Origin of the sequence: Paenibacillus sp. WLX2291 (assembly GCF_046603665.1) — a bacterium.
Taxonomy (GTDB): domain Bacteria; phylum Bacillota; class Bacilli; order Paenibacillales; family Paenibacillaceae; genus Saccharibacillus.
On sequence record NZ_CP176755.1, the window covers coordinates 1,800,859 to 1,823,069 of the forward strand.

18 protein-coding genes are annotated in these 22,211 nt (G+C 48.0%); 15 read left to right on the forward strand and 3 right to left on the reverse strand.

Features of this window, described 5'->3' with window-relative positions; all coding sequences use genetic code 11:
- Positions 1-302: 302 nt before the first annotated feature.
- The 5 genes from ACDE64_RS07735 to ACDE64_RS07755 all read left to right on the forward strand — a co-directional run bounded on the left by ACDE64_RS07735 (position 303) and on the right by ACDE64_RS07755 (position 5,427).
- Entirely contained in the window at positions 303-1,805 is a 1,503-nt protein-coding gene (locus ACDE64_RS07735) for a hypothetical protein (RefSeq protein WP_411349579.1), read from the forward strand.
- A 20-nt stretch (positions 1,806-1,825) separates the two neighbouring features.
- The gene (locus ACDE64_RS07740; protein ID WP_411349580.1) at positions 1,826-4,117 is read left to right on the forward strand and encodes an LPXTG cell wall anchor domain-containing protein; all 2,292 of its coding nucleotides are present in this window, start codon (positions 1,826-1,828) and stop codon (positions 4,115-4,117) included.
- 376 nt (positions 4,118-4,493) lie between these two features.
- Positions 4,494-4,754, forward strand: coding sequence for a hypothetical protein (locus ACDE64_RS07745; RefSeq protein WP_411345904.1), 261 nt, complete (start codon positions 4,494-4,496; stop codon positions 4,752-4,754).
- A 98-nt stretch (positions 4,755-4,852) separates the two neighbouring features.
- Positions 4,853-5,161, forward strand: coding sequence for a HesB/IscA family protein (locus tag ACDE64_RS07750; protein WP_411349581.1), 309 nt, complete (start codon positions 4,853-4,855; stop codon positions 5,159-5,161).
- Positions 5,162-5,187: 26 nt separating this feature from the next.
- On the forward strand, positions 5,188-5,427 hold the full coding sequence (locus ACDE64_RS07755) for a DUF1450 domain-containing protein (protein WP_411349582.1): 240 nt from the start codon (positions 5,188-5,190) through the stop codon (positions 5,425-5,427).
- A gap of 127 nt (positions 5,428-5,554) precedes the next feature.
- On the opposite strand, the gene ACDE64_RS07760 is transcribed toward ACDE64_RS07755, so the two are convergent.
- Positions 5,555-7,585 (reverse strand): LTA synthase family protein, encoded by a 2,031-nt coding sequence (locus ACDE64_RS07760; RefSeq protein ID WP_411349583.1) that lies wholly within the window; start codon positions 7,583-7,585, stop codon positions 5,555-5,557.
- A 531-nt stretch (positions 7,586-8,116) separates the two neighbouring features.
- Positions 8,117-9,277: a class I SAM-dependent RNA methyltransferase gene (locus ACDE64_RS07765; RefSeq protein WP_411345908.1), complete on the reverse strand. Its 1,161-nt coding sequence runs from the start codon at positions 9,275-9,277 to the stop codon at positions 8,117-8,119.
- A 221-nt stretch (positions 9,278-9,498) separates the two neighbouring features.
- On the opposite strand from ACDE64_RS07765, the gene ACDE64_RS07770 reads away from it, so the two are divergent.
- Both ACDE64_RS07770 and ACDE64_RS07775 read left to right on the forward strand, forming a co-directional pair.
- Complete coding sequence (locus ACDE64_RS07770; RefSeq protein WP_411345909.1) at positions 9,499-10,143, forward strand: O-methyltransferase; 645 nt, start codon at positions 9,499-9,501, stop codon at positions 10,141-10,143.
- Between the two features lie 35 nt (positions 10,144-10,178).
- A complete protein-coding gene (locus ACDE64_RS07775) occupies positions 10,179-11,078 on the forward strand; it encodes an arginase family protein (protein WP_411349584.1) in 900 nt (299 codons plus the stop codon).
- Between the two features lie 173 nt (positions 11,079-11,251).
- Here the strand turns inward: ACDE64_RS07775 and ACDE64_RS07780 are convergent, their stop codons facing one another.
- Positions 11,252-12,493 carry an MFS transporter gene (locus ACDE64_RS07780; RefSeq protein ID WP_411349585.1) on the reverse strand — a complete coding sequence of 414 codons (1,242 nt, stop codon included), beginning with the start codon at positions 12,491-12,493 and terminating at the stop codon, positions 11,252-11,254.
- A 379-nt stretch (positions 12,494-12,872) separates the two neighbouring features.
- Here ACDE64_RS07780 and hemE point away from each other — a divergent pair, with 379 nt between their 5' ends.
- From hemE to ACDE64_RS07820, 8 genes are all read left to right on the forward strand, one after another.
- Positions 12,873-13,931 (forward strand): uroporphyrinogen decarboxylase, encoded by a 1,059-nt coding sequence (gene hemE / locus ACDE64_RS07785; protein ID WP_411349586.1) that lies wholly within the window; start codon positions 12,873-12,875, stop codon positions 13,929-13,931.
- A gap of 276 nt (positions 13,932-14,207) precedes the next feature.
- Positions 14,208-15,161, forward strand: coding sequence for a ferrochelatase (gene hemH, locus ACDE64_RS07790; RefSeq protein WP_411345913.1), 954 nt, complete (start codon positions 14,208-14,210; stop codon positions 15,159-15,161).
- Positions 15,158-16,588: a protoporphyrinogen oxidase gene (gene hemY, locus ACDE64_RS07795; protein ID WP_411349587.1), complete on the forward strand. Its 1,431-nt coding sequence runs from the start codon at positions 15,158-15,160 to the stop codon at positions 16,586-16,588. The genes hemH and hemY overlap by 4 nt, the downstream gene beginning before the upstream one ends.
- A 196-nt stretch (positions 16,589-16,784) precedes the next feature.
- Entirely contained in the window at positions 16,785-18,926 is a 2,142-nt protein-coding gene (locus ACDE64_RS07800) for a fructose-specific PTS transporter subunit EIIC (protein ID WP_411349588.1), read from the forward strand.
- 221 nt (positions 18,927-19,147) lie between these two features.
- Positions 19,148-19,297: a hypothetical protein gene (locus ACDE64_RS07805; RefSeq protein WP_411349589.1), complete on the forward strand. Its 150-nt coding sequence runs from the start codon at positions 19,148-19,150 to the stop codon at positions 19,295-19,297.
- On the forward strand, positions 19,290-20,654 hold the full coding sequence (locus tag ACDE64_RS07810) for a CapA family protein (protein ID WP_411349590.1): 1,365 nt from the start codon (positions 19,290-19,292) through the stop codon (positions 20,652-20,654). The genes ACDE64_RS07805 and ACDE64_RS07810 overlap by 8 nt, the downstream gene beginning before the upstream one ends.
- 84 nt (positions 20,655-20,738) lie before the next feature.
- Positions 20,739-21,362, forward strand: coding sequence for a fumarylacetoacetate hydrolase family protein (locus ACDE64_RS07815; RefSeq protein WP_411349591.1), 624 nt, complete (start codon positions 20,739-20,741; stop codon positions 21,360-21,362).
- An 11-nt stretch (positions 21,363-21,373) separates the two neighbouring features.
- Positions 21,374-22,210: a DUF92 domain-containing protein gene (locus ACDE64_RS07820; protein WP_411350252.1), complete on the forward strand. Its 837-nt coding sequence runs from the start codon at positions 21,374-21,376 to the stop codon at positions 22,208-22,210.
- Position 22,211 lies beyond the last annotated feature (1 nt).

Consider the following 22,211-nt stretch of genomic DNA (forward strand, 5'->3'; position numbering starts at 1 on the left):
TTTTTCTGTCCATTAGCACTGTTTTTCTGTTCATCCATCAGCACTATTTTGCTGTCTAGTAATCCTGTTTTCTGCCCATCCACAATGGTGTTCTTCATATATAGATTTGCATATTCTGTATGATCCAAAAGTACGCGAAAAGAATAACTTTTAATGAATAATTGTAGTCAAAATAGCGATACAGTAAACGTTTTTCGGGTAAATATAAATAACTTAATTTTCCATAATGTTATTTTTAAGTATATTATGTAAGCTTGCTTAGGGTACAACGATTCCTTACAGGAAAGGAGGTGAATAAACGAATGAAGTATCGATTGCTTGCACTAGTGATTGCGTTATTTTTATACGCATTTGTTCATTACAATGCCGCTCATGCTGCTGGTGAAGAATTATCTTCGCAGCAGACGATTTCTACGGAAAAAACGGATACAAATTCAAATGATGAGTTGAACCGTTCTGTAGAAGATACACGCAATGCTACAAGCGAAGAGAGTGGTATATCAGAGCACACTCTATTACAACGTACGACGGCTTCACTTGTTGGAACAGTGACGGATACGGTGAAATCAGTTACTGACACGACAACACAGGCAGCCAGTGAAGTGACCAGTCAGGCATCTTCGGCAGTAGCTGATACAGGCTCCAATCTAGGAAATACAGTAGGGAATACTGCTGGAATTGTTGGAAATGTAACAGGAGTGACCGAAGATCTTGTCAAAGAAACGGAAAAACTAGTGACCGGCGAGCCGACGGATATAACCGGGGCTTTGTCGTCAGCAGTGGATCAAACCGTAAAGGACACTGTAGATACTGCGGCTGGCACCGTATCAGGTACAACTGCAACTGTTACGGAGACGGTACAGTCTACTGTGAGTACGGTCGATCATGTTGTCAATGCTACAACAACGACAGCAACCGATGCTGTTACTGAGGTGGTAGACACCGCAAACGATGTAGTGACCCATGTACCTACTGTAGTAACTGAAGTCGTCAAACCACTACCAACTATACCAAATCCAACACCATCCGTTCCTGTAATTACGATTCCACCAGTAGTGACGCCGCAACCAGAGCCGGAACATACGACGAATCCCGAAGCGGAAGCTGATCCTATATCGTCTACATCCAGTCGAAATCATACAGCTACGAAACCGACCGGAACGCAGACGCCAGATGATCATTCGGCTTCAGCGATTCATCCTCAGTCACCGATCCAACCGCAACCTGATTCAGCGTCACCAAACATTCCTTCCAGCGATGCAGTTGTACCTGAGACTTATCCTACCAACGTTAATCCGAATCCACTCTCGAACAATATCCAAACTGCTTCAGAAGCTACACGTATAGCAGATGAGCAAGAAGCACAGCAGACAGGCAATCCTTCTGGCAATGTACCAAAATGGAATTGGCAATCATGGATGAATACGCAAGATATTGGCGTTGATGAGCGTCATACAGATCGCACATCTCTGCAAACGGTAGACACCAATGACACTTCAGCTGGCGTTGCTATTCCATTTGCCCCGTCCGGGTTGCCACTTGTACCGGATTATTCTACAGATGCACTGGCTGTCATGAATGTAGCCAATGTAGGCGGATCCTCAGCGCAGTTGGGTTCAACTGGCGGAAATGCAGGTAGCAATTCGGCAGCGTTGCTGCTGGACACTATGAACGATCGACAGCGCAATGCGCCGATTGTAATTCACTATACTCGTTCGGAACGAGGCAGCAGTCAGTGGATGAATGCCCCACCGGGTCAGCCACCGCAACACTCCCTTTATTTTAATGGACAACAGTCGTATTAAAATAAAGGGAGCGATGAACAATGAAATGGTCAGTGAAAATGATGGTGGCAACAGGTTGTCTGGCAGCAGTTATGGGATGGTCGCATACAACTGCATCGGCGGCAGAATCAGAAAGCCGTTCGCTGGTAGAGCTGAATATTGGAGATCGACATGAGGAAAGCACTCAGCAGGATAGCACGCTGCATGTCGGTGTACTGGAGCATCAGAAGAACACCGACGCAACAGGCACTCAGCAGAGCGACGCCGTGCTTCAAGTACAAGCCAATAACACCGTGCTTGGAGACGAAACAGAGGCGCAAGTGCTCACTTCTTCAGATCAAACGACAACCAACAGCGAGACCGATCATTCCGCCGTTGCAGAAGTGACGGGGACTGACACCCTGGTCAGCGACGATCTTCATATTGGTGTTCTGGACAATCAAGAGCAATCCCAAGCCAACACTGACAACAGCCACTCGGCTGTAGCCGAAATTGCAGCAACCGATACACCAATTAGTGATGACGTGCATATTGGTGTATTGGATAGCAATGAACAATCCGGTGAAAATATAAACGCAGAGCATAAAGCTGTAGCGGAAGTTACAGCAGACAACGCTGTGATCGGCGACGATGTGCATGTCGGCGTACTGGATCGTGATGAACAATCCGGCGAAGCTGACAGCACAGAACATCAAGCCGTAGTAGAAGTAGCAGCGGATGATGCTGTAGTTGCCGATGATGTACACGTAGGTGTGCTGGATCGTGATGAGCAATCCGGTGAAGCTGACAGCACAGAACATCAAGCCGTAGTAGAAGTAGCAGCAGACAACGCTGTGATCGGCGACGATGTGTACGTTGGCGTACTGGATCGCGATGAGCAATCCGTTGAAGCTGCCAGCACAGAACATGAAGCCGCAATAGAAGTAGCAGCTGACGATGCTGTAGTTGGGGATGATGTACACGTTGGTGTACTGGATCGCGATAAGCAATCTGTTGAAGCTACCAGTACAGAACACGAAGCCGCAGTAGAAGTAGCAGCTGACGATACTGTAGTTGCCGATAATGTACACGTTGGTGTACTGGATCGCGATGAGCAATCCGGTGAAACTGCCAGCACAAAACATCAAGCCGCAGTAGAGGTAGCAGCGGATGATGCTGTAGTTGCCGATGATGTACACGTTGGTGTACTGGATCGCGATGAGCAATCCGTGGAAACTGCTAGCACAAAACACGAAGCCGTAGTAGAAGTAGCTGCCAATGACCTGCCGATTGCTGACCAATTGCATCTTGGTGTATTGGACAGCGATGAGCAATCCACTACAACTAGCAATAGCCAACAAGATGCTGCGGTAAAGCTTGGATTGGATGATGTACTTGGTAGTGATCTGAGTGTAGCTGTCCTCGATAACAACCAGCTGGAAAATAGCGACGGAATTGGTGAACAATCATCGCTGATCTCTATCGGTATTGCAGATGGCATTTTGCCAGATGTGGGTCTGACTTTATTGGAAAATACCAGCTTCACACCGATCATTAGCAACGACGATGGAAATGAATCCGGTGGTGATACTGGTACAACTCCGACAGAGCCAACACAGCCTGGCAACAATGACAATGATGGAACAGACGACAATGGCAACACTGGCAGTACCGATCCATCTGACAACGGTAGCTCAAATAACGGTAATAACGGAAATGGCAACAATACTAGTGGAAATAACAATAACGGTAGCAATACAGACAATAGCGGTGGCAACAATGGTACCAATAATGGAACATCGAACAACACGGACAATACTGGCAATACCAGCACAGATAACAACAGCAATAACGGTACAGGCACATCCGGCAGTAACAGTTCTAGTGGTAACGCAGCAACGACTGCAAGTAATGGAGCAGGTGTTGTCGTCGGATCAACAGATGGAGTCAATCCTTCTGACGCCGACAATGAAACAGCAACCAACGATGTGAATGGCGACGTAAGCATTGCGTCTACAGATGATCCGACTGCTGCTGTAGAAACGGATGAACAGAATAGTTCGACCTCGCCTCGCAATCGTCTGAATACGGTGACTGCGATGGGCATGGTTACACCAGCAGCACTGCTGCCGGGTTCAACTCGCAATGCCAATATTGTGACAGCTGCCGGTCAAGGCACGATGGGCGTGAGTGATATTGCTGCAAACGCTAATCCAACGCTTGGCAACCAGCTGATCCATATGGATCGTCTGCCACAAACAGGTGAGACTGCAACTCCAATGTCAGTATATGTCATCGGCATGCTGCTTATTATGCTCGGTCTGACTTTACGCAAGCACACTGGCAACAAATAAAATAAGAACGACAACGCAATCCGAATGTCCTTCGCTAGAAACCGCGAGTCATATCCCCGCTTCAAAAGAAACATTTCCTAACTATAGAGCAACTTTCCATCACGGAAAGTTGCTCTTTTTTTCGTATATACATACTCATCTTCATACGTACATCCGTATAAGTATCTTCACAAACGACATCTAGTATGCAAAGAAATACTCGCTATATACACTCCAAATGTACAAATAAAAAAGTTTACATAATCTTCGGATTTTCTGAAACTTTTTGCATCTCATACGTATTATACAAGTACGCACTTCGCATGTGCGTTCAGCTTTTGATTATTCAGCGCCCGGATCGCAGCTGTGGCGCGAATCCATGAAGGAGAGATGCAACATGTCAAAATGGACCCGTTTATTTTCTGCTAAGCAATGGGTACATGTATTCAAAAAACTCCCTGGATTGCTCACTTCCAGAGAACTGCCTATAACAGAAAAACTGCTGTTCGTTGTTCCCGTACTTGTATACTGGGTGATGCCGGACATGATGCCGTTTATGCCTATAGATGATATTGGAGTGACCTTGTTGCTCATGAACTGGTTCGTATCACGTGCCGAAACAAAACTGTCAACGATTGAGTACAATCCGCAGCGCTGAGCATGGGTTTGTCCTTGCGTAATAATGGGACCAGTTATACAATAGTACTATTGCGTCCTGCACTCATGCAGGCAAGTCGAACTCAAGGAGCTGATTCCATGAAAGTCAAAATTACGCGCAATGCAGCGAAAGTAATCAAGCAAGAGATGGACAAACCAGAAAACGCAGGTCTGAAACTGCGTGTATTTGTAACTCATTCCCACGGCGACCACGTGCACTATGGTATGGACCTGGCTGAGCCACAAAGCAATGAAGAAGTCGTATCCACCGACAAAGAAATCGATGTAGCCGTTGATCCAAACGAAGCATGGCTGGATGGCGTCAAAGTCGACTATCTGTACACCGGTGAAGAGGGCTTTGTGATTACGAACCCTTCCAAAGGCGATCACGGTCACCATCATCACTAAGAGGACCGAAGGGAACGGAATTATTCATGACTAACGATATTCGCGTATGTGACGAGTGCAACCACATCCGCCTGAAAAGTATTATTCCTAAGCTGGAAAAGCTCGCGCCTGACGCAGAGATCAAGATCGGCTGCAAGTCGTATTGCGGTCCATGTGGTAAGCGTGCATTTGTATTTATTAACGGTCGTTATGTCAGCGCTCCGACGGAAGCTGAAGTGCTGGAGAAGGTTGCCAAGTTTGTGAAAAAGCCTTCTGCCAAAGCATAATACCGACAAACGTTCCCGATGAGGAGACATCTTATACAGGGAAAACGTATATCAACATCAAAGCCCGCAAGGACGATTATCGTCCTTGCGGGCTTTTTGGTGTGAAATATGAGCTGGTAATGCTGATTTATTTACTGCTGTTTGACGTACCGCCTGATTTCTCGCTGTGGAACTCGCGAATCAGATCATGAGTAATCACTTCATCGGAAATGTTCAACCGTTTCTGTGCTTCCTCGAATCCGCTGCGTGCGCGTTCCAGATTGGTCGTCTGGCGCGTTTTCAGATCGTAAGCTGTTCCGTGTTCAAATACACCATCTGCTGATGGGATATAGAATACTTTGCCATCGGTAAAAGCACCGGTGCGCAGTACGACAAGCTTATCTTCTTTTTTGTTAAACATATCATTGCCCATCAGATAATACGGACTGGCATCGACACCGAGCAAATGCAAAATCGATGGAGTCATATCGAGCTGACCGGCAGGTGTATCATACGTACCAGCATGAGCACCATCTGGCAGGTGAATCAACATAGGTACTTGATTCATCAGCTGCTCCATATCAAGATCGGACAATTCTTTGCCGAGGAATTCTTCCATCGGTGCTTTATCCTTGAGCGAATCATCGTGATCGCCATAGAACAACAGAATCGTTTTATCCCACAATCCTTTGTCCTTCAGATCTTGCTCCATCTCACCGAGCGCGGCATCTACATAATGCAGCGATTGAATATAATCGCCAAATGTTGTGCCGGACAGATCGCCCATATCCAATTCTTGTACCGAAGCCGGAAGAGTGAACGGATGGTGACTGGACAGTGTGATGAGGAAGGAGTAGAACGGCTGCTGTACTTCGCTCATTTTCTCAACCGATTGACGGAAGAATGATTTGTCACCGAGCGACCAGCCGAGCGGCTCGTCGATGGTATAATCATTTTTACTGAAAAATTTAGTATAGCCCATATTTTGATACATCACGGAACGGTTCCAGAAGCTTGGCTCATATGCATGGAATACATACGAATCATAACCTTGCTTGTTCAGAATATTCGGCAGTGTATCATATTCATGATCCGCATAGCGAGTAAAGACCGAACCGGTGGGCAGAGGATGCAGTGAAGCGTTAGATGCCATATCAGCATCCGATGTGCGCCCCTGCCCAGTCTGATGATAATACTGGCTAAAATAAATGCTATCCTTCATCAGCCGATTAATATTCGGTGTAATCTCTTGACCGTTGAAGCTCTTACCGACAACAAAGTTCATAAATGCTTCGCCCTGAATAGCGATCACATTGCTGCCTTTGTAGGCGCCGAACAGATCATCATCTCCTTTTTGGGAGCGAGTGTCTTGTTTGGCGGCAAACCAGTCTTTGACTTCATTCGTCTGAGCGGCGGACAATTGACTGCCACTGCCAAAATGATCTTCCGCATACCGATACACATCATATCCGTGAAATCCGAGTACACCGGTTACGTTATACAGCGACATATTCCACCAGTTGCCTACGAACAATCCGATTGCCCAAGTGGACGTTGCATATTTGATCGGTCCAAAGGTCAACAGACAGCCAAGTACCAATACGCCCACCCCTTGTAACAAACGAGTCACGACACGACGGCTACGACTGCTGGATACATCCGAGCCATTCCAGCGATTCGACGATGCGGTGATACGTTTGCCGCGTGTAATCCGTCTTATGATTAGCACGATACCGACGATAAGCAATAATAGTACATCAGCGAACAGCAGAATATCGTTCGTATGAATCAGTTCGCGGATACTGCCGCCTAATGATTCCACCTGACCTGCCTGCATCAGTACCGGAATCGTAATGAAATCCTGAAAATAACGGAAATATACGAGATCGGCGAACAATAACACACTCAGCAGCACATCGGCAATAATCAGACCGATGATACGTCCGCGGCGCGGTAACCATAATGTCCAGAATGACGCGAGCAGGATCGAACCGATAGCGGTTATGACATCGAGCGCATTCATATCGATATTTTGCAAATGTAGATTGCTATGCAAATACAAGATTTTACCCAGCATCAGGATCAAAAATAACAAATAATCAATTCTGACCGGGGCGAACGGCCATAGCAGACGCTGTTGCCAGCTGCGGCGCTGTGACCGGGAATGTATCTGTTCCAAAATGGAGCCCCCTTGCGTAATACATCACCTTACATGATGCCCAAATTCAGTTTACAAAGTTAATCTCTACATTACATTCAAACGGTTAGCGTGCAGTTTAACACGTTAACCCGCTCCAGTTCAAGTGCGTCAGTGCAGGACGTCAAGCAGCCTGTACCAAGGATCTGACGTACAACAGAACACAGCAATGCAAGCAATGTGACTTGTCATTATAACAATAAGTGTAAAAAAGGGATGATCGCAGGCTTTACAACCGCAGCATCCCTGCATGAAATATATAGTGCCTTTACATTCTGTTGATACAACCATCGCGTACAGTCACGCCGGATTGGAATTATGATGTTTAGTCACATCAATGAAATCATATCCGTGATCGGCGTGGCTGTACGTATGGAGATTAGAATGAGTATTGGTTAGCAATTTCTTTGATTGATCTATACCATACGTGATTTATCTGTCTGATGTGCAATCTATTTCTATCTGTTGGGATCGTCGCTGCTCTAAGCGTATACAATCGCTTGGAGCTTATACTTACGAAGATGGAGCTTCTTCCTGACGCTGACGCGGCGGCAGTGGACCGAGATATTGAACAAACTGACATTCGATCCGACCGTTGTACAGCTTGCGACGTTTGTCGGCTTTGCGTCCGAAAAATTGTTCAAAATGACGAGTTGGCGTGATCGCGAATACCGACCAATCCGGCAGATAGATGGACGATTTGCCCAGCTCACGGATCATCGCTTCGACTTCTTTCGTTTCGCTCAGACGCTCGCCATACGGCGGGTTGGTCACGATGCAGCCGAATTTCCCTTGTGGCTGAATACGCGAAACAGGCATAACTTTAAATTCAATTTCGTCGCCCAAACCTGCACTTTTGGCGCATGCTTTGGCGATTTCAATCGCTTCTGGATCAATATCGCTACCGGTAATTTGCAGCGGAATATCGTCATTGACCGCATCGAATGCTTCGTCACGAGCTTGTTCCCACAGCTCATCCGAAATGATCGACCAGCCTTCTGACGGGAAGCTACGGCGCAGTCCGGGCGCGATATTCCAGCCGATCATTGCCGCTTCAATTAGCAATGTGCCGGAACCGCAGAACGGATCGTACAGCGGACGATGTGGACCCCAGCGACTGAGCAGTATGAGTGCTGCCGCCATTGTTTCTTTGAGAGGCGCTTCTGTCGCATGCTTGCGGTATCCACGTTTGTGCAGTGAAGGTCCGGTCGTATCCATCGTGATCAGCGCTGTATCTTCGTATAGCGATACGTCAATCGCATACAGTGCGCCGTCCTCTGGAAACCAATCGGTTTCATACGTTTGTTTGAGCTTCTCCACGACCGCTTTTTTTACGATACCTTGTGAAGCGGGTACACTGCTCAGTTGCGATTTTTGCGAGCGTCCGGAAACCGGAAATTCGCCATCGGCAGGAATATAGTCTGCCCACGATACGGCTTTTACGCCTTCAAATAATTCGTCAAATGTTGTGGCTTTGAATTCTGCCATTTTGATTACGATGCGGTCTGCTGTACGCAACCAGTAGTTACAGCGACAGATGTCGATATAGTCGCCGCTGAAGCGGACACGACCGTTCTCGGTGCGTGTATCATCATATCCGAGCAATTTTAATTCGCGCGCTACAACTGACTCAATACCCATTGGGCAGGTAGCGATTAATTCTAGTGATTTCATTGTAGTTCTTCAACTCCCTATAAACAGTGAGATCTTTTGTTCCTAAACAAAATTCCATTATTTATTTAATATACCGTTTGCCGGTTTCGCCCGAAAGCCATACAATCTAGTATAGGTGAATGCGTCAGTTCTTACAAACGTTTCCGTTAAAAAAGTGCCGCAATATCGGCGATTTTTGCATATCAGACTGAATTTTATATTTGAAGGGGTAGAATCATTACATGACAGAACAACATTCCAATCCAGAACATTATATGAACGAGCTGATTGAGGAAGATGAATTACTGCTACAGATCAAGCAGAAGATTCGAGAGCAGGGGATGCCGGAAGTATCGGTGGAGCCGGGCTACGGACGATTGCTGACTTTGTTAGTGCAAATGTCGCGTGCCAATCGTATTTTGGAAATTGGTGCGCTGGGCGGTTATAGCGGGGTCTGTATGGCGCGCGGATTGAGTGTCGAAGGCAGCATTACCTCGCTGGAGCTGCAACCTGCTTATGCGGCGTTGGCGCATGAACATTTACGTCAGGCGGGTCATGGGGAACAGGTGAAGTATCTCGTTGGCGAAGCGCTGCATAGTTTGGAGCAGTTGAAGCAGGAAGGCAGAACGTTTGACTTCTTTTTCATTGATGCGGATAAAGGGAATTATTTGAACTATCTGGAGTATGCGTTAGAGCTGGCACAGCCGGGAGCGATCATTGTTGGCGATAATTTGCTGCTGCGCGGTCGTACGCTGAACCCGGACAAACAAGGACCTGCTGTGCAGATAGTGCGCGAGTTCAACCGTCGTATGGCTTCCGATCCGCGCCTGACCGGTACGTTGCTGCCTGCTTATGACGGGCTGGCGATTGCGATGGTGAAGGTATAATCTTTTGAAAAAAGATAGGGGAGGGATACCACAATATGAACGGAAGACCGATTAATATACTGGAATTTCCGATTCATCTCGGCTTGCGTAAAAAGGCTGGCGATATCGAGCCGGGTGTCCGTCATTTGCCAGGCTGGCTGCGTAGCTTTGGTTTGCACGAGCGTTTGCATAGTGCGACTGTGGCTGAACTACTGCCGCCAGATTATACGATGAAGCAAGAGGGGGAACCTCTGCTGCTACACGTACCGGAGATTGCCCAGTATGCGCTGCAACAAGCGGAATTGCTTGGAGAACAGCTGGAACGTCAACCGGAGCATTTGGCATTGCTGCTTGGTGGCGATTGTAGCATCCTGATTGGCACGATGCTGGCATTGAAGCAGCGCGGCAGATATGGATTGTTTTTCGTGGATGGGCATACCGATTATATTCCGCCTTCTCTGTCTACGACTGGCGGGGTGGCAGGGATGGATTTGGCGATTGTTGCGGGTATGGGAGATGAACGATTGACTCATTTGCATGGGCAGCAGCCATATGTAGAGCAGTCGCATATTTACTGTGTAGGCAACCGGGAATATGATGAACCCTATGTTCGTCCAGTGCTGGAATCGGATGTGCATTATGTTGATCTACAGGCTGTTCGGCAACAAGGGATGGCAGTCGTTGCACAGAATTTTCTGGATCAAGTGGAGTCGGAGCAATTGGATGGCTTCTGGATTCATCTTGATGTGGATGTGCTTCATCATGATCTGATGCCAGCTGTAGACAGTCCAGCGGATGATGGTCTGTACTATGAAGAATTAACGGCGCTGTTGCAGCCACTATTGAACAGTAAGAAGGTTGCTGGAATGGAACTGACGATTCTTGATCCTTCGCTTGATGCAGACGGGACGTATACACGCCCCTTTGTGCAATGGCTAGTAGATATACTGTCATGATTGGATAGATGAAGTGAGCATTGGATTTGGCAGTATAGCAATGTAAACTAAAAACCGCCGTACTGCGTTGTATGCTGGCAGTACGGCGGTTTTGGGTTTCTTGCGATGTAGTATTTTTAAGAGTGATTTTCGTTGAATACAATCTTTCGTATACAATGCTAGTTGACCACGAATTATGCCGATTTGCGATGACGGTCGGCGGTTGGTTTGCTGTACAGCCGGGCGCGTACCCAAAGCATGTTCAGCATTAGCAGTATTCCTGACAGTACAAACAATCCTTCTACTCCAATAAAGCCTGCCAGCACACCGCCCATCACTGAGCCAGTCATATTGCCGAGTGCATTCGTACTGCTATTAAAGCCAAATGCCCTGCTTTCCATTCCATCCGGCGTATAGTAACGAATCAGCGAATTGACGCTTGGTAACAATCCACCCATACATAATCCCATGAGAAAGCGCACGATAATCAATTGCTCCACATTTTGTACAAAGGCTTGCGGGATGAGCATCAATCCTGCACCGATCAGAGAAAATGTGAGGATGCGGTGAGCGCCGTACTTATCGCTCGCTTTACCAAGAATCGGCGCCATCAACATATTGGATAGTCCCGTCACCGCACTAACCAAGCCAGACCAAAAGGCGAGATTTTCCGTGGTGCCTTGCAATTTCTGCACATATAACGGCAACAATGTCATCGGGCTAATTAGTGCAAATTGCAGCAGCAACGTTACGGTGAACAGTGCTGGTAATTGCGGAGTCAGACTCAATTCGCGCAGCCCGGATAAGACGGATGTTTTGGGCATTTGTGCCGCTGCCGAGCGATCGAACTTCTCGCGTACCGAGAATAGCGCTAACAGCGTAGCGAGGAATATACATGAACCAGTAATGTAGAAAATATACCGGAAGCCAATCGTATCGGCGAGAATACCGCCGATCAGCGGACCGAGAATCGTACCAGCAACAGTACCGGATTGGCTAATGCCCATCGCAAAGCCCATCTTTTCCTTAGGCGTATTGCTGGAAATCAAAGAGGTTGCCGCCGGGTTAAAGCCAGAGATAGTACCGTTAATCAGCCGTAATGCCAGTAGATGCCATGCTTGAGTAGCAAAGCCCATCGCAGTGAATACGATCGCCATCCCGAACCCAGAGCGCAGTAGCATTACTTTGCGTCCATACTGATCGGACAGCTTGCCCCATAACGGCTGGAAAATAAACGAAGTCACAAAATTGGCGGCAAAAATAAAGCCCGCCCACAGTGCGACCCGGTGTTCCCCCTGTACGCCAATATCCTGTGACAGGTACAGAGCGATAAACGGAACGATCATCGTCATTCCGGCATTGACTAGAAATTGCCCGACCCATAATACCATCAGGTTAATTTGCCAGGCTTCGAAATTAGGTTTTGAAATTTTCATCACGTTTCACTTCCTTACAATTCCATCCTGTAATTATAGCATAGTTTTACATGGATTTGGACCGATTCGGGTATAAAATCAAGAAAAAATAAAACTAATTTTCATCAGATGAAACAAGATGCATGAATTTGCTCTGCTTTTAGTATTATTCTCCATGCTGCTGATGAGTGATACACCCTGTATGATGTCCATTTTCGTTCATAGTATTGTCATGGGATGTTCATCGTAGGGGAGTTGTTACACCTTGTGAAAAAGAGGATAATGGAATTGTGAGTCAGAACGAACGAAAACGGACATAAATGGGGTAAGAATAACTATCCTATGATATGTTCAATATCCCAATACTACGATGAATAACTACCGACGCGGAGGACTATGTATGAGCTATAACGATTCCTTCATACGCGCCTGCTTGAAGCAAAGTACCGACCATTTACCAGTCTGGTATATGCGTCAGGCAGGGCGTTATGACCCGGATTATCAGAAAATCAAAGAACATTACACGCTGCTGGAAATATGCCGACAACCCGAGCTGGCTGCTGAAGTGACGATGATGCCAGTACGCAAGCTGGGCGTTGACGCGGCGATTTTGTATTCAGATATTATGAATCCGGTTGCCTCCATTGGCATTGACTTCGATATTGTCAAAAATATCGGTCCTGTGATCGACAACCCGATTCGTAGCGCTGCTGATGTGGAGCGTCTGCGTCCAATTGATGTGGAAGGCGATCTCGGTCATGTGCTGGAAACGATCCGCATTCTGGATCGCGAACTGGATGTGCCGCTGATTACATTTGCCGGTGCGCCGTTTACGATTGCCAGTTATCTGATCGAAGGACGACCATCCAAAAGCTACATCCGTACGAAAACGATGATGTACAGTGAGCCGGAATTGTGGCACTCGCTGATGCGCAAGCTGGGCGATATGGTCGCAACGTACCTGCGCAAGCATATTGAGAATGGTGGTAAAGCGTTCCAGTTGTTCGACAGCTGGGTTGGGGCGCTGTCGCCGCTTGATTTTCGCACGTATGTATTGCCGACAATCACGTATATTTTTGATCAGCTCAAAGATCTGGATGTGCCGAAGATTTATTTTCCAGGTGTAAGTTCAGGCGAACTGTTGCCAGAGCTGAATAGTCTACCCGTCGATGTGATCGGACTGGATTGGCGCGTATCGATTCCAGAAGCGCGTCGCCGTCTCGGTGGTAAATATGCGGTGCAGGGCAATCTCGATCCGTATGTGCTGACTGGACCGTCGTCGCTCATTCATGAGCACGCGCGCCGGATCATCGACGAAGGGCTGCAAGAGCCGGGGTATATTTTCAATCTCGGTCATGGTCTATTCCCGGAAGCGTCTATCGACAAGCTGAAGGAACTGACGCATTATGTGCATGAATATTCAGCGGAAGTGCTGAAGAATCGGATGACATCGGATTGAACCGATTCTGAATGCAAACTGGCAATTTCATTTTACATTCCGCATACTATGGAGCAGAGGCTGCTTATATGTCGGTCTATAGCGAAGTGACAGCATGTGGCATACCGTCTTAACGGTGTCCATTTTGTCGGAATGGGATTCTGTTAATGACGAATTGACGCTTGTTTGTATGTATTATTCCAAAATTTAAATGAAATTTGAATCGTCGGTGTGACAATTGTCATGGATGAAGCGACAGCAATTGCTTTATTACTTTTACTATTGAGGTGATCTTTAATGGCTAACAAGAAAATTGGTGTTCTGGTCATGTCTTACGGTACTCCGGCTAGTCTCGAAGATGTAGAAGCGTATTATACCCATATCCGCAGAGGCAATCCGCCAAGCCCGGAACAACTCAAAGAACTAAAAGACCGCTATGAAGCGATTGTCGGCGGTGTATTCCCACTACGCGAAAATACGGACAATCAAGTGGCTGGATTGCAAAACAAGCTGAATGAGCTAAGCGCAGGCGGCGAGATCGAATTCATCTGTTATCAAGGATTGAAGCATGCGTATCCATTTATTGAGGATGGCATTCAGCATATGGCAAAAGACGGGATTACAGAAGCGATCGGCATCGTGCTGGCGCCTCATTATTCCACGATGAGCGTTGGTAGTTACCTGAAACGCGCGAACGAAACAGCGCAGCAGGAAGGCGTGCAGCTCACTTCAATCGAGAGCTATCACCTGCATCCGAAGTTGATCGAAACGCTGTCCAACCGTGTGAATAGCAAATTGGAACTGTTTGAAGAAACAGGCGCAACCCGTGAAGAAGTACGCGTATTGTTCAGCGCGCACAGCTTGCCAGAGCGTATTCTGAGCATGGGCGATCCGTATCGCGACCAGTTGCTGGAAACGTCCGAAGCGATTGCGAAGCTTGCCAATGTACCTTCATGGCAATTTACCTGGCAAAGTGCTGGACGTACGAGCGAGCCTTGGCTGGGACCGGACGTGCTGGACACGATGCAGGAGCTGAGCGCTGAGCAAGTCAAATATGTGCTGGTAGCGCCGATCGGTTTTGTATCCGATCATCTGGAAGTATTGTATGACCTGGACATCGAAGCCCAGGAGCTGGCACAGGAGATCGATATGCGTCTGATGCGCATCGACTCACTCAACACAGACGAGCTGTATATGGAAGTGCTGGCTGACGAAGTCATCCGCAAATCAAAAGAGGTGCATGTATCATGACATCATCCGCACGGCGTATCGCCATTATCGGAGGCGGGATTACGGGAATGAGCGCAGCGTTTTATTTGCGCAAATATTTTCGTGAACAGGAATTGTCCCCACAGATTACAATTGTGGAACAATCCGGCTCACTTGGCGGTAAAGTGCATACGCTGCATAAGGACGGTTTTGTAATCGAAAAAGGACCGGATTCGTATCTGGCGCGCAAGACTGCCATGACCGAGCTGGCGCAGGAGGTTGGATTGGGCGACGATCTCGTTACGACCAACCCGAATGCGAAGAAAACGTATATTTTGCATGACGGACAGCTGCATCCGATGCCATCTGGATTGGTGCTTGGCATTCCGACCGAGCTGCGTCCATTTATGGAAAGTGATCTGATCTCCATGGATGGCAAAATTCGCGCGCTGGAAGATTTCTTACTGCCTGCCAAGATGGATGGCAAAGACGAGTCACTAGGTGACTTTATCGAGCGTCGTCTGGGCAAAGAAGTATTGGAAAATGTAACGGAACCGCTGCTGGCAGGCATTTATGCTGGCGATACGCGCAAACTGAGCTTGCAAGCGACATTTCCACAATTCGGCACAGTGGAACGTGAATATGGTAGTCTGATCAAAGGCATGAATACCGGACGCAAGCCAGTCGAGACGCATACCGGCACGAAGAAAAGTACATTTTATACATTCAAAAACGGTCTGCAAAGTCTGACTGATCGGTTAGAGCAACAACTGGCGACAGATGTAGCGTTCAAGCTAAGCACAGGCGCGGAATCGATCCGCTACGAGAACGGTCTGTATACGATTGCGCTTAGCGATGGTACGACGCTGGAAGCGGAGCATGTCGTAGTGACTGTGCCTGCTTTTGCCGCTGCACCGTTGTTACAAGGGCATGTGGACACTGCCGCGCTGGATCAGATTAACTACGTATCAGTTGCCAATGTTGTGATGGCATTTGACCGCAAAGATATCGAAACGGAATACGATGGCTCCGGCTTCCTCGTGCCACGCAAGGAAGGTCGCACGATTACCGCCTGTACATGGACATCGACCAAATGGCTGCATACTAGCCCGGATGATCGGGTGCTGATGCGCTTCTACGTCGGTCGCGATGGACAGGAGCAGATTGTCGACGAGTCCGATGAGCAGATCACGGCAAAGGTACTGCATGATATGCGCGAGCTGATGGGCATACAAGCGACGCCACTGTTTACCGAGATTACCCGTCTACGTCGTTCGATGCCGCAGTATCCGGTCGGTCATCTGGATGACATTAGCGCACTGCGCAGTGAGTTGTCGACAGAGCGTCCGGGCATGCTACTACTTGGTGCTGGTTATGACGGCGTAGGTTTGCCAGATTGTATTCGCACTGCCAGAGATGCTGCCCAATTGGAAGCGCAGCGTACAGTGTCTTTACGCGTATTGAAATGACATCATATACATTCGATGAACAAGTACCAAATGAATAGATGATGAATCGATGATCCCGGTAGGTGTATGATGCCTAGCCGGGATTTTTGTCGTGTTTTGTTCTAACGCTTGCTTTCTGGTTAAACGTTATGTAAGCGTTGACACGTAAAAGGAAGCAACGCGATCTTATTTGAATCGCAGAATGGAGGAATTATTAATGAAATTGCTTGCCATCACTTCCTGTCCTAACGGAATTGCGCATACATATATGGCAGCCGAAAATTTGCAAAAAACAGCAGATCAGATGAACATTCCTATCAAGATTGAAACGCAAGGCTCAATCGGTGTGGAAAATGCGTTCACTCAGCAGGATATTGCAGAGGCGGATGGCATTATTATTGCTGCCGATAAGGCGGTGGACAAAAGCCGATTTGTTGGCAAAAGGCTACTGACTGTTGGTGTGCAGGACGGCATTCGCCGACCGGAAGAATTGATTCAGATGTTTATCGACAACAATGTACGTGAATATAACGGTGATCAGCGAGAGCTGCGATCGTCCGAAGAGATTCGCAGTGAACGACAAGATCGGCAAAATCCGATCTATCGCCATCTGATGAACGGTGTCTCGTATATGATTCCATTTATCGTGATTGGCGGGCTGCTGATTGCAATTGCACTCACACTGGGCGGACAGCAGACACCAGGCGGTATTGTTATACCAGACGGGTCGTTTTGGAAAACGGTTGAGAGCATTGGCAGCGCGTCATTTACGTTTATGGTGCCCATTCTAGCAGGCTTTATCGCAGTTAGTATTGCCGATCGTCCGGGGCTTGCGCCGGGTGTAGTCGGCGGCTTTATTGCGGCAAATGGTAGCTTTTATGGAAGTGAAGCGGGAGCAGGCTTTCTCGGCGGCATTGTTGCCGGTTTTCTGGCGGGTTATGTAGCACTAGCGATTAAGAAAATCAAAGTTCCAAAAGCGCTATTGCCGATCATGCCGATTATTATCATTCCGGTTATCTCGTCGCTGATCGTCGGGCTGATCTTCGTCTTTCTGATTGGTGCGCCGATTGCAGCGTTTTTCGAATGGTTGACTGGATGGTTGGCAAGTATGCAGGGCACCAGCTCGATTCTGCTGGCATTGATTTTAGGAGCAATGATTGCATTCGATATGGGCGGACCGGTGAATAAGGTCGCCTTTCTGTTCGGCTCGGCAATGATTGGTGAAGGTAATTATGAGATCATGGGACCGATTGCTGCTGCAATCTGTGTGCCACCGATTGGTATGGGGCTTGCTACCTTTATTCATAAGCATAAATTCCGTGGTACGGAGCGGGAAGCAGGCAAAGCTGCGTTTACAATGGGCTTGTTTGGCATTACTGAAGGAGCGATTCCATTTGCCGCTCAAGACCCGCTACGTGTCATTCCAAGCATTATGATCGGTTCGATGAGCGCCTCAGTCATTGCAATGTTTGGCAAAGTCGGTGATCGTGTGGCGCATGGTGGACCGATTGTGGCACTGCTGGGCGCAGTTGATCATGTAATTATGTTTCTGATTGCGATCATCGTCGGTGTACTAGTAACGGTACTGATGATCGGCTTGTTGAAAAAGGATATAGGACAAGAGCCAGCAACAGCATTGGCTGGTGCGACGTATAACGGTACTGATTCCACATATAACGATACAGAAGGGAAGAACCTCATCATGAATTCACATTCCAACGATTCCACTGGCGATCCTAAACTGAGTTCACATTCCAATCACGCTAATGATCATCGCACCAATGCCAATGATCATCAGAACCATAATGAACAGTCTGACGCTCATCAAGGGCTTGAACAAGCGGATACGAATACAGAGAGTAATGTGAAACAAGAAGAGGTCGGCGTGAAAAAGGAAAGCATTCACTCGTTAACCGACATTGTTACACCGCAGTCTATTGTACTTCAGCTTACAGGCGATACACGGGATGATATTATCGACGAATTAATCGACGTGCTAGATAGCGAAGGCATACTATCGTCCAAATCGCAGTTCAAGCAGGCGATTCTAGATCGCGAGCAGGAAAGCTCGACCGGGATCGGCATGAATATCGCCATTCCACATGGCAAATCGGATGTCGTCAAGCAGCCGCGTGTCGTATTCGGTATGAAACGCGACGGCGTAGATTGGAACAGTGCTGATGGCAGCGATGCACGCCTTATCTTTATGATTGCCGCACCGATCAAGGGCGAGAGCAATGCCCATCTGAAAATATTGCAAATGTTATCACGTAAACTCATGGACGACTCATTCCGCGAACGGCTATTGTCAGTACAATCGAATGAGGAAGCATATAAGTTGCTATCTGAGGTGCATTAACTATACGTTTACGCCCGGATTTTCATCAGTATGGATCAGAGATTATGTTATACAAGACATATTCTGTAAGAATAGAAGGTTATTTATATCTCTATTTTCTTTTACGTTCTTTTACGCAAGGTGCTGCCAATCCCGCGCGATGACAGGGCTGGCGGTCAGCGCGCTTTTCGCTCCTTGTACGAACCTGTTATACTAAACAGGACGTATGAGTAAAAGGAGTAATGTATGTATTCAACACGATCAGAACAAAACCGCCACCAAAGACAGGAAGCAATACGCCGACGCAAACGCCGATTCAGACGCTGGATGCTGCTGAATACGGCACTCGTCGCGGCGGTCGTCCTGGTTGGAATGGTGTATTGGATGAATGAACATCAGCAGTCTGGGTTACCAACAACAGTTGCTGCCACTACCTCGGTGCCGCAGTCAGCAACAGAAGAACATAATGAGATACTGACATCTTCCGATGCAACGACAACGGAGGATGAATCCGGCGATCTTTTACCTGAAAATGAGTCTGGTGCGTTGTCCGGTGAGAGTGAGCAGACACCGAACGCGACCGAGCAACAAGATCCTTCCACATCAGCAGAAGAATCACCGGATACTACATCGGAGACACAGCAACCGTCAGAGCAGAATGCAGTAGCGGACGAATCCTCGTCCCAAGCGCAGACTGGTTCTGATGATGAAGATTCCTCTGAAACGAAGAAGCCTTCACCGACTTCCGGCGATGCTGGTGCATCGACAACACCGACGCTGGAGCCGCAAACGGATACCGCGCCCGATGGACGTACGGTCACGATGAATTTTGGCGGTGATGTGATGTTTTCGGGTAAAGTAGGTGAATTGCTGGCGCAGAAAGGGTATGATTACCCGTATCAGTATGTGAGCAAGCTGTTCACATCGGACGATCTGACAGTTGTCAATCTGGAAACGCCAGTGACTAGCTCGGATACGACAGCAGCGAACAAAACGTATACGTTCAAGTCTTCCCCAGAAGCATTGCCGCATATGGCAGCCGCAGGCATTGATGCAGTCAATCTGGCGAATAACCATATTCTCGATCAGGGCGTCGGCGGCTTGACCGATACGATCAAGCAACTGGATCAGAGCGGCGTTTCCTATGTCGGTGCGGGGAACGATAGCACACGCGCGTATCAGCCGATGTATTTTGAACGTAAAGGTATTAAGATTGCACTACTCGGATTTAGTCGCGTAATTCCGGAGACAAGCTGGAATGCGGGCAAGAATCAGCCCGGCGTAGCAACTGCTTATGATGCAACTGCCGCCCAAGCTGCCATTCGTGAAGCGAAAAGCAATGCCGATCTCGTCGTCGTTGTCGCCCACTGGGGAGTAGAGCGTTCCGATACAACGGTCGATCACCAGACCGATCTGGCACATCGCTTTATCGATGCAGGCGCTGATCTGGTTGTGGGCGGTCATCCGCATGTGCTGCAAGGATTGGAGCAGTACAAAGGCAAATGGATCGCTTATAGCACAGGTAATTTTATTTTTACCCGTTCCTTGACCGAGAAGACATGGGATACTGGTGTCTTTCAAGCGGTATGCAGTGTGAAGGGCGAGTGCAGCATGAAGGTGATTCCGTATACTGCCAATCTGGGACAACCGGTTCCGATGGCAGAGCAACAAGCGCAGACGTTATTGCAGCGACTGCAAAGCCTATCAAGCAATATCCGCTTTGATGTCAAAGGAAATGCGATACCATAAGTCATTGCTATCTGCATACACAACCAAGTATATTCATCAAAACAGGGTCTATTCATAAACTAGTCGCAGAGGAGAATGTTCATAATGAGTGCCATTCGCAACGTATACTGTGTAGGACGCAATTACCGACTGCATGCTGAAGAACTGGGAAATGAGGTGCCAACATCGCCGATGATTTTCCTCAAGCCTTCCCATGCGGCAGTACCATTCTCTACTGATTCTCTAGTACTGCCTGCCAATCAGGGCGAGATTCATTATGAAGCCGAGCTGGTTGTGCGCATTGGACGGGATTACGAACGTGGACTGTCTGCTGAACAGCTCGTAGACGGTGTAGCGCTGGGAATTGATTTTACACTGCGTGATGTACAGAGTGTGTTGAAGAAAAAAGGTCATCCATGGACAGCGGCAAAAGGGTTCAAAAACTCTGCGCCAGTGACCGACTTCGTACCATTCCCAGGCGATCAGGGCTGGTTGGACAATGAGTTTGCTCTACTGAAAAATGATCAGCAGGTGCAGCTTGGTTCCACGAGAAATATGATCTTTTCATTGGAAACCATTATAGAGCATATTGGCGAGACGTATGGATTGTCTGCTGGCGATATTATTTTTACGGGTACGCCGGAAGGTGTCGGTCCAGTCGTAGCTGGCGATACATTTGAACTGATCTATGCTGGGCAATCGCTTGGCATCTGTCGGATCGCCCAATGATGAACAACGGAATCGATTGGCTGGTCGGCGCGCTCTGTGCCGGCCTTATTTCCGGGTTGGGGTATCGCAAGCGCTGGTTATCCGGCTCAGGTGCGTGCGCAGCGGCAATGATGGGGACGATTTATTACGGAGCAGGCAATCTACTCTGGTTTGGACTGCTGATTCTATTTTTCATTAGCGGTAGCGTATTGTCGAAAATGAAGCGTGAACGTAAACGCAAAATGGAACAGGATTACGCCAAAGGCTCACGCCGCGACGCCGGACAAGTATTTGCAAATGGTGGGCTTGGTATGCTGCTCTGTATCGGTAATGCCATCGCACCACATCCGGCATGGGTGCTGGCGTTTGTCGGCATTATGGCAACGGTCACGGCAGATACGTGGGCGACCGAATGGGGAAGCCTGAGTCGCAAGCCGCCACGTTCGGTATTAAATGGACGCGTCTTGGAGCCGGGCGCATCAGGTGGTATCTCGCTTCGCGGCACAGTGGCAGCGGCGGCAGGCGGTCTGGTGATCGGAATTGCAGCGTGGATGTTTTCGATAATCTCTCCTGTGGGTAATCCATATACTGAATATTCCGGCGGTTCTGATCTGATGCATGGAGGTTGGCAGCTCATCATGGCAGGCTTGATTGGTGGTCTGGCAGGTTGTTTTGCCGATTCGTATCTAGGGGCAACGGTACAGTTGATGTATCGCTGTACCGTCTGTGACAAAATCGTAGAGACGACGATGCACTGCGGACAGCCGACCGTGTATGCACGCGGCTGGCGCTGGATGAACAATGATATGGTCAATGCGATCAGCTCCATTGCAGGCGGAGCGGTAGCGCTGCTGTTTTTAGTGATATAGG

What these genes read in the sequence shown, in the direction of transcription:
- ACDE64_RS07735 (WP_411349579.1), top strand. Translation starts at nt 303, where the DNA reads ATGAAGTATCGATTGCTTGCACTAGTGATTGCGTTATTTTTATACGCA.
- ACDE64_RS07740 (WP_411349580.1), top strand. Translation starts at nt 1,826, where the DNA reads ATGAAATGGTCAGTGAAAATGATGGTGGCAACAGGTTGTCTGGCAGCA.
- ACDE64_RS07745 (WP_411345904.1), top strand. Translation starts at nt 4,494, where the DNA reads ATGTCAAAATGGACCCGTTTATTTTCTGCTAAGCAATGGGTACATGTA.
- ACDE64_RS07750 (WP_411349581.1), top strand. Translation starts at nt 4,853, where the DNA reads ATGAAAGTCAAAATTACGCGCAATGCAGCGAAAGTAATCAAGCAAGAG.
- ACDE64_RS07755 (WP_411349582.1), top strand. Translation starts at nt 5,188, where the DNA reads ATGACTAACGATATTCGCGTATGTGACGAGTGCAACCACATCCGCCTG.
- ACDE64_RS07765 (WP_411345908.1), bottom strand. Translation starts at nt 9,277, where the DNA reads ATGAAATCACTAGAATTAATCGCTACCTGCCCAATGGGTATTGAGTCA.
- ACDE64_RS07770 (WP_411345909.1), top strand. Translation starts at nt 9,499, where the DNA reads ATGACAGAACAACATTCCAATCCAGAACATTATATGAACGAGCTGATT.
- ACDE64_RS07775 (WP_411349584.1), top strand. Translation starts at nt 10,179, where the DNA reads ATGAACGGAAGACCGATTAATATACTGGAATTTCCGATTCATCTCGGC.
- ACDE64_RS07780 (WP_411349585.1), bottom strand. Translation starts at nt 12,493, where the DNA reads ATGAAAATTTCAAAACCTAATTTCGAAGCCTGGCAAATTAACCTGATG.
- hemE (WP_411349586.1), top strand. Translation starts at nt 12,873, where the DNA reads ATGAGCTATAACGATTCCTTCATACGCGCCTGCTTGAAGCAAAGTACC.
- hemH (WP_411345913.1), top strand. Translation starts at nt 14,208, where the DNA reads ATGGCTAACAAGAAAATTGGTGTTCTGGTCATGTCTTACGGTACTCCG.
- hemY (WP_411349587.1), top strand. Translation starts at nt 15,158, where the DNA reads ATGACATCATCCGCACGGCGTATCGCCATTATCGGAGGCGGGATTACG.
- ACDE64_RS07800 (WP_411349588.1), top strand. Translation starts at nt 16,785, where the DNA reads ATGAAATTGCTTGCCATCACTTCCTGTCCTAACGGAATTGCGCATACA.
- ACDE64_RS07805 (WP_411349589.1), top strand. Translation starts at nt 19,148, where the DNA reads ATGTATGTATTCAACACGATCAGAACAAAACCGCCACCAAAGACAGGA.
- ACDE64_RS07810 (WP_411349590.1), top strand. Translation starts at nt 19,290, where the DNA reads ATGAATGAACATCAGCAGTCTGGGTTACCAACAACAGTTGCTGCCACT.
- ACDE64_RS07815 (WP_411349591.1), top strand. Translation starts at nt 20,739, where the DNA reads ATGAGTGCCATTCGCAACGTATACTGTGTAGGACGCAATTACCGACTG.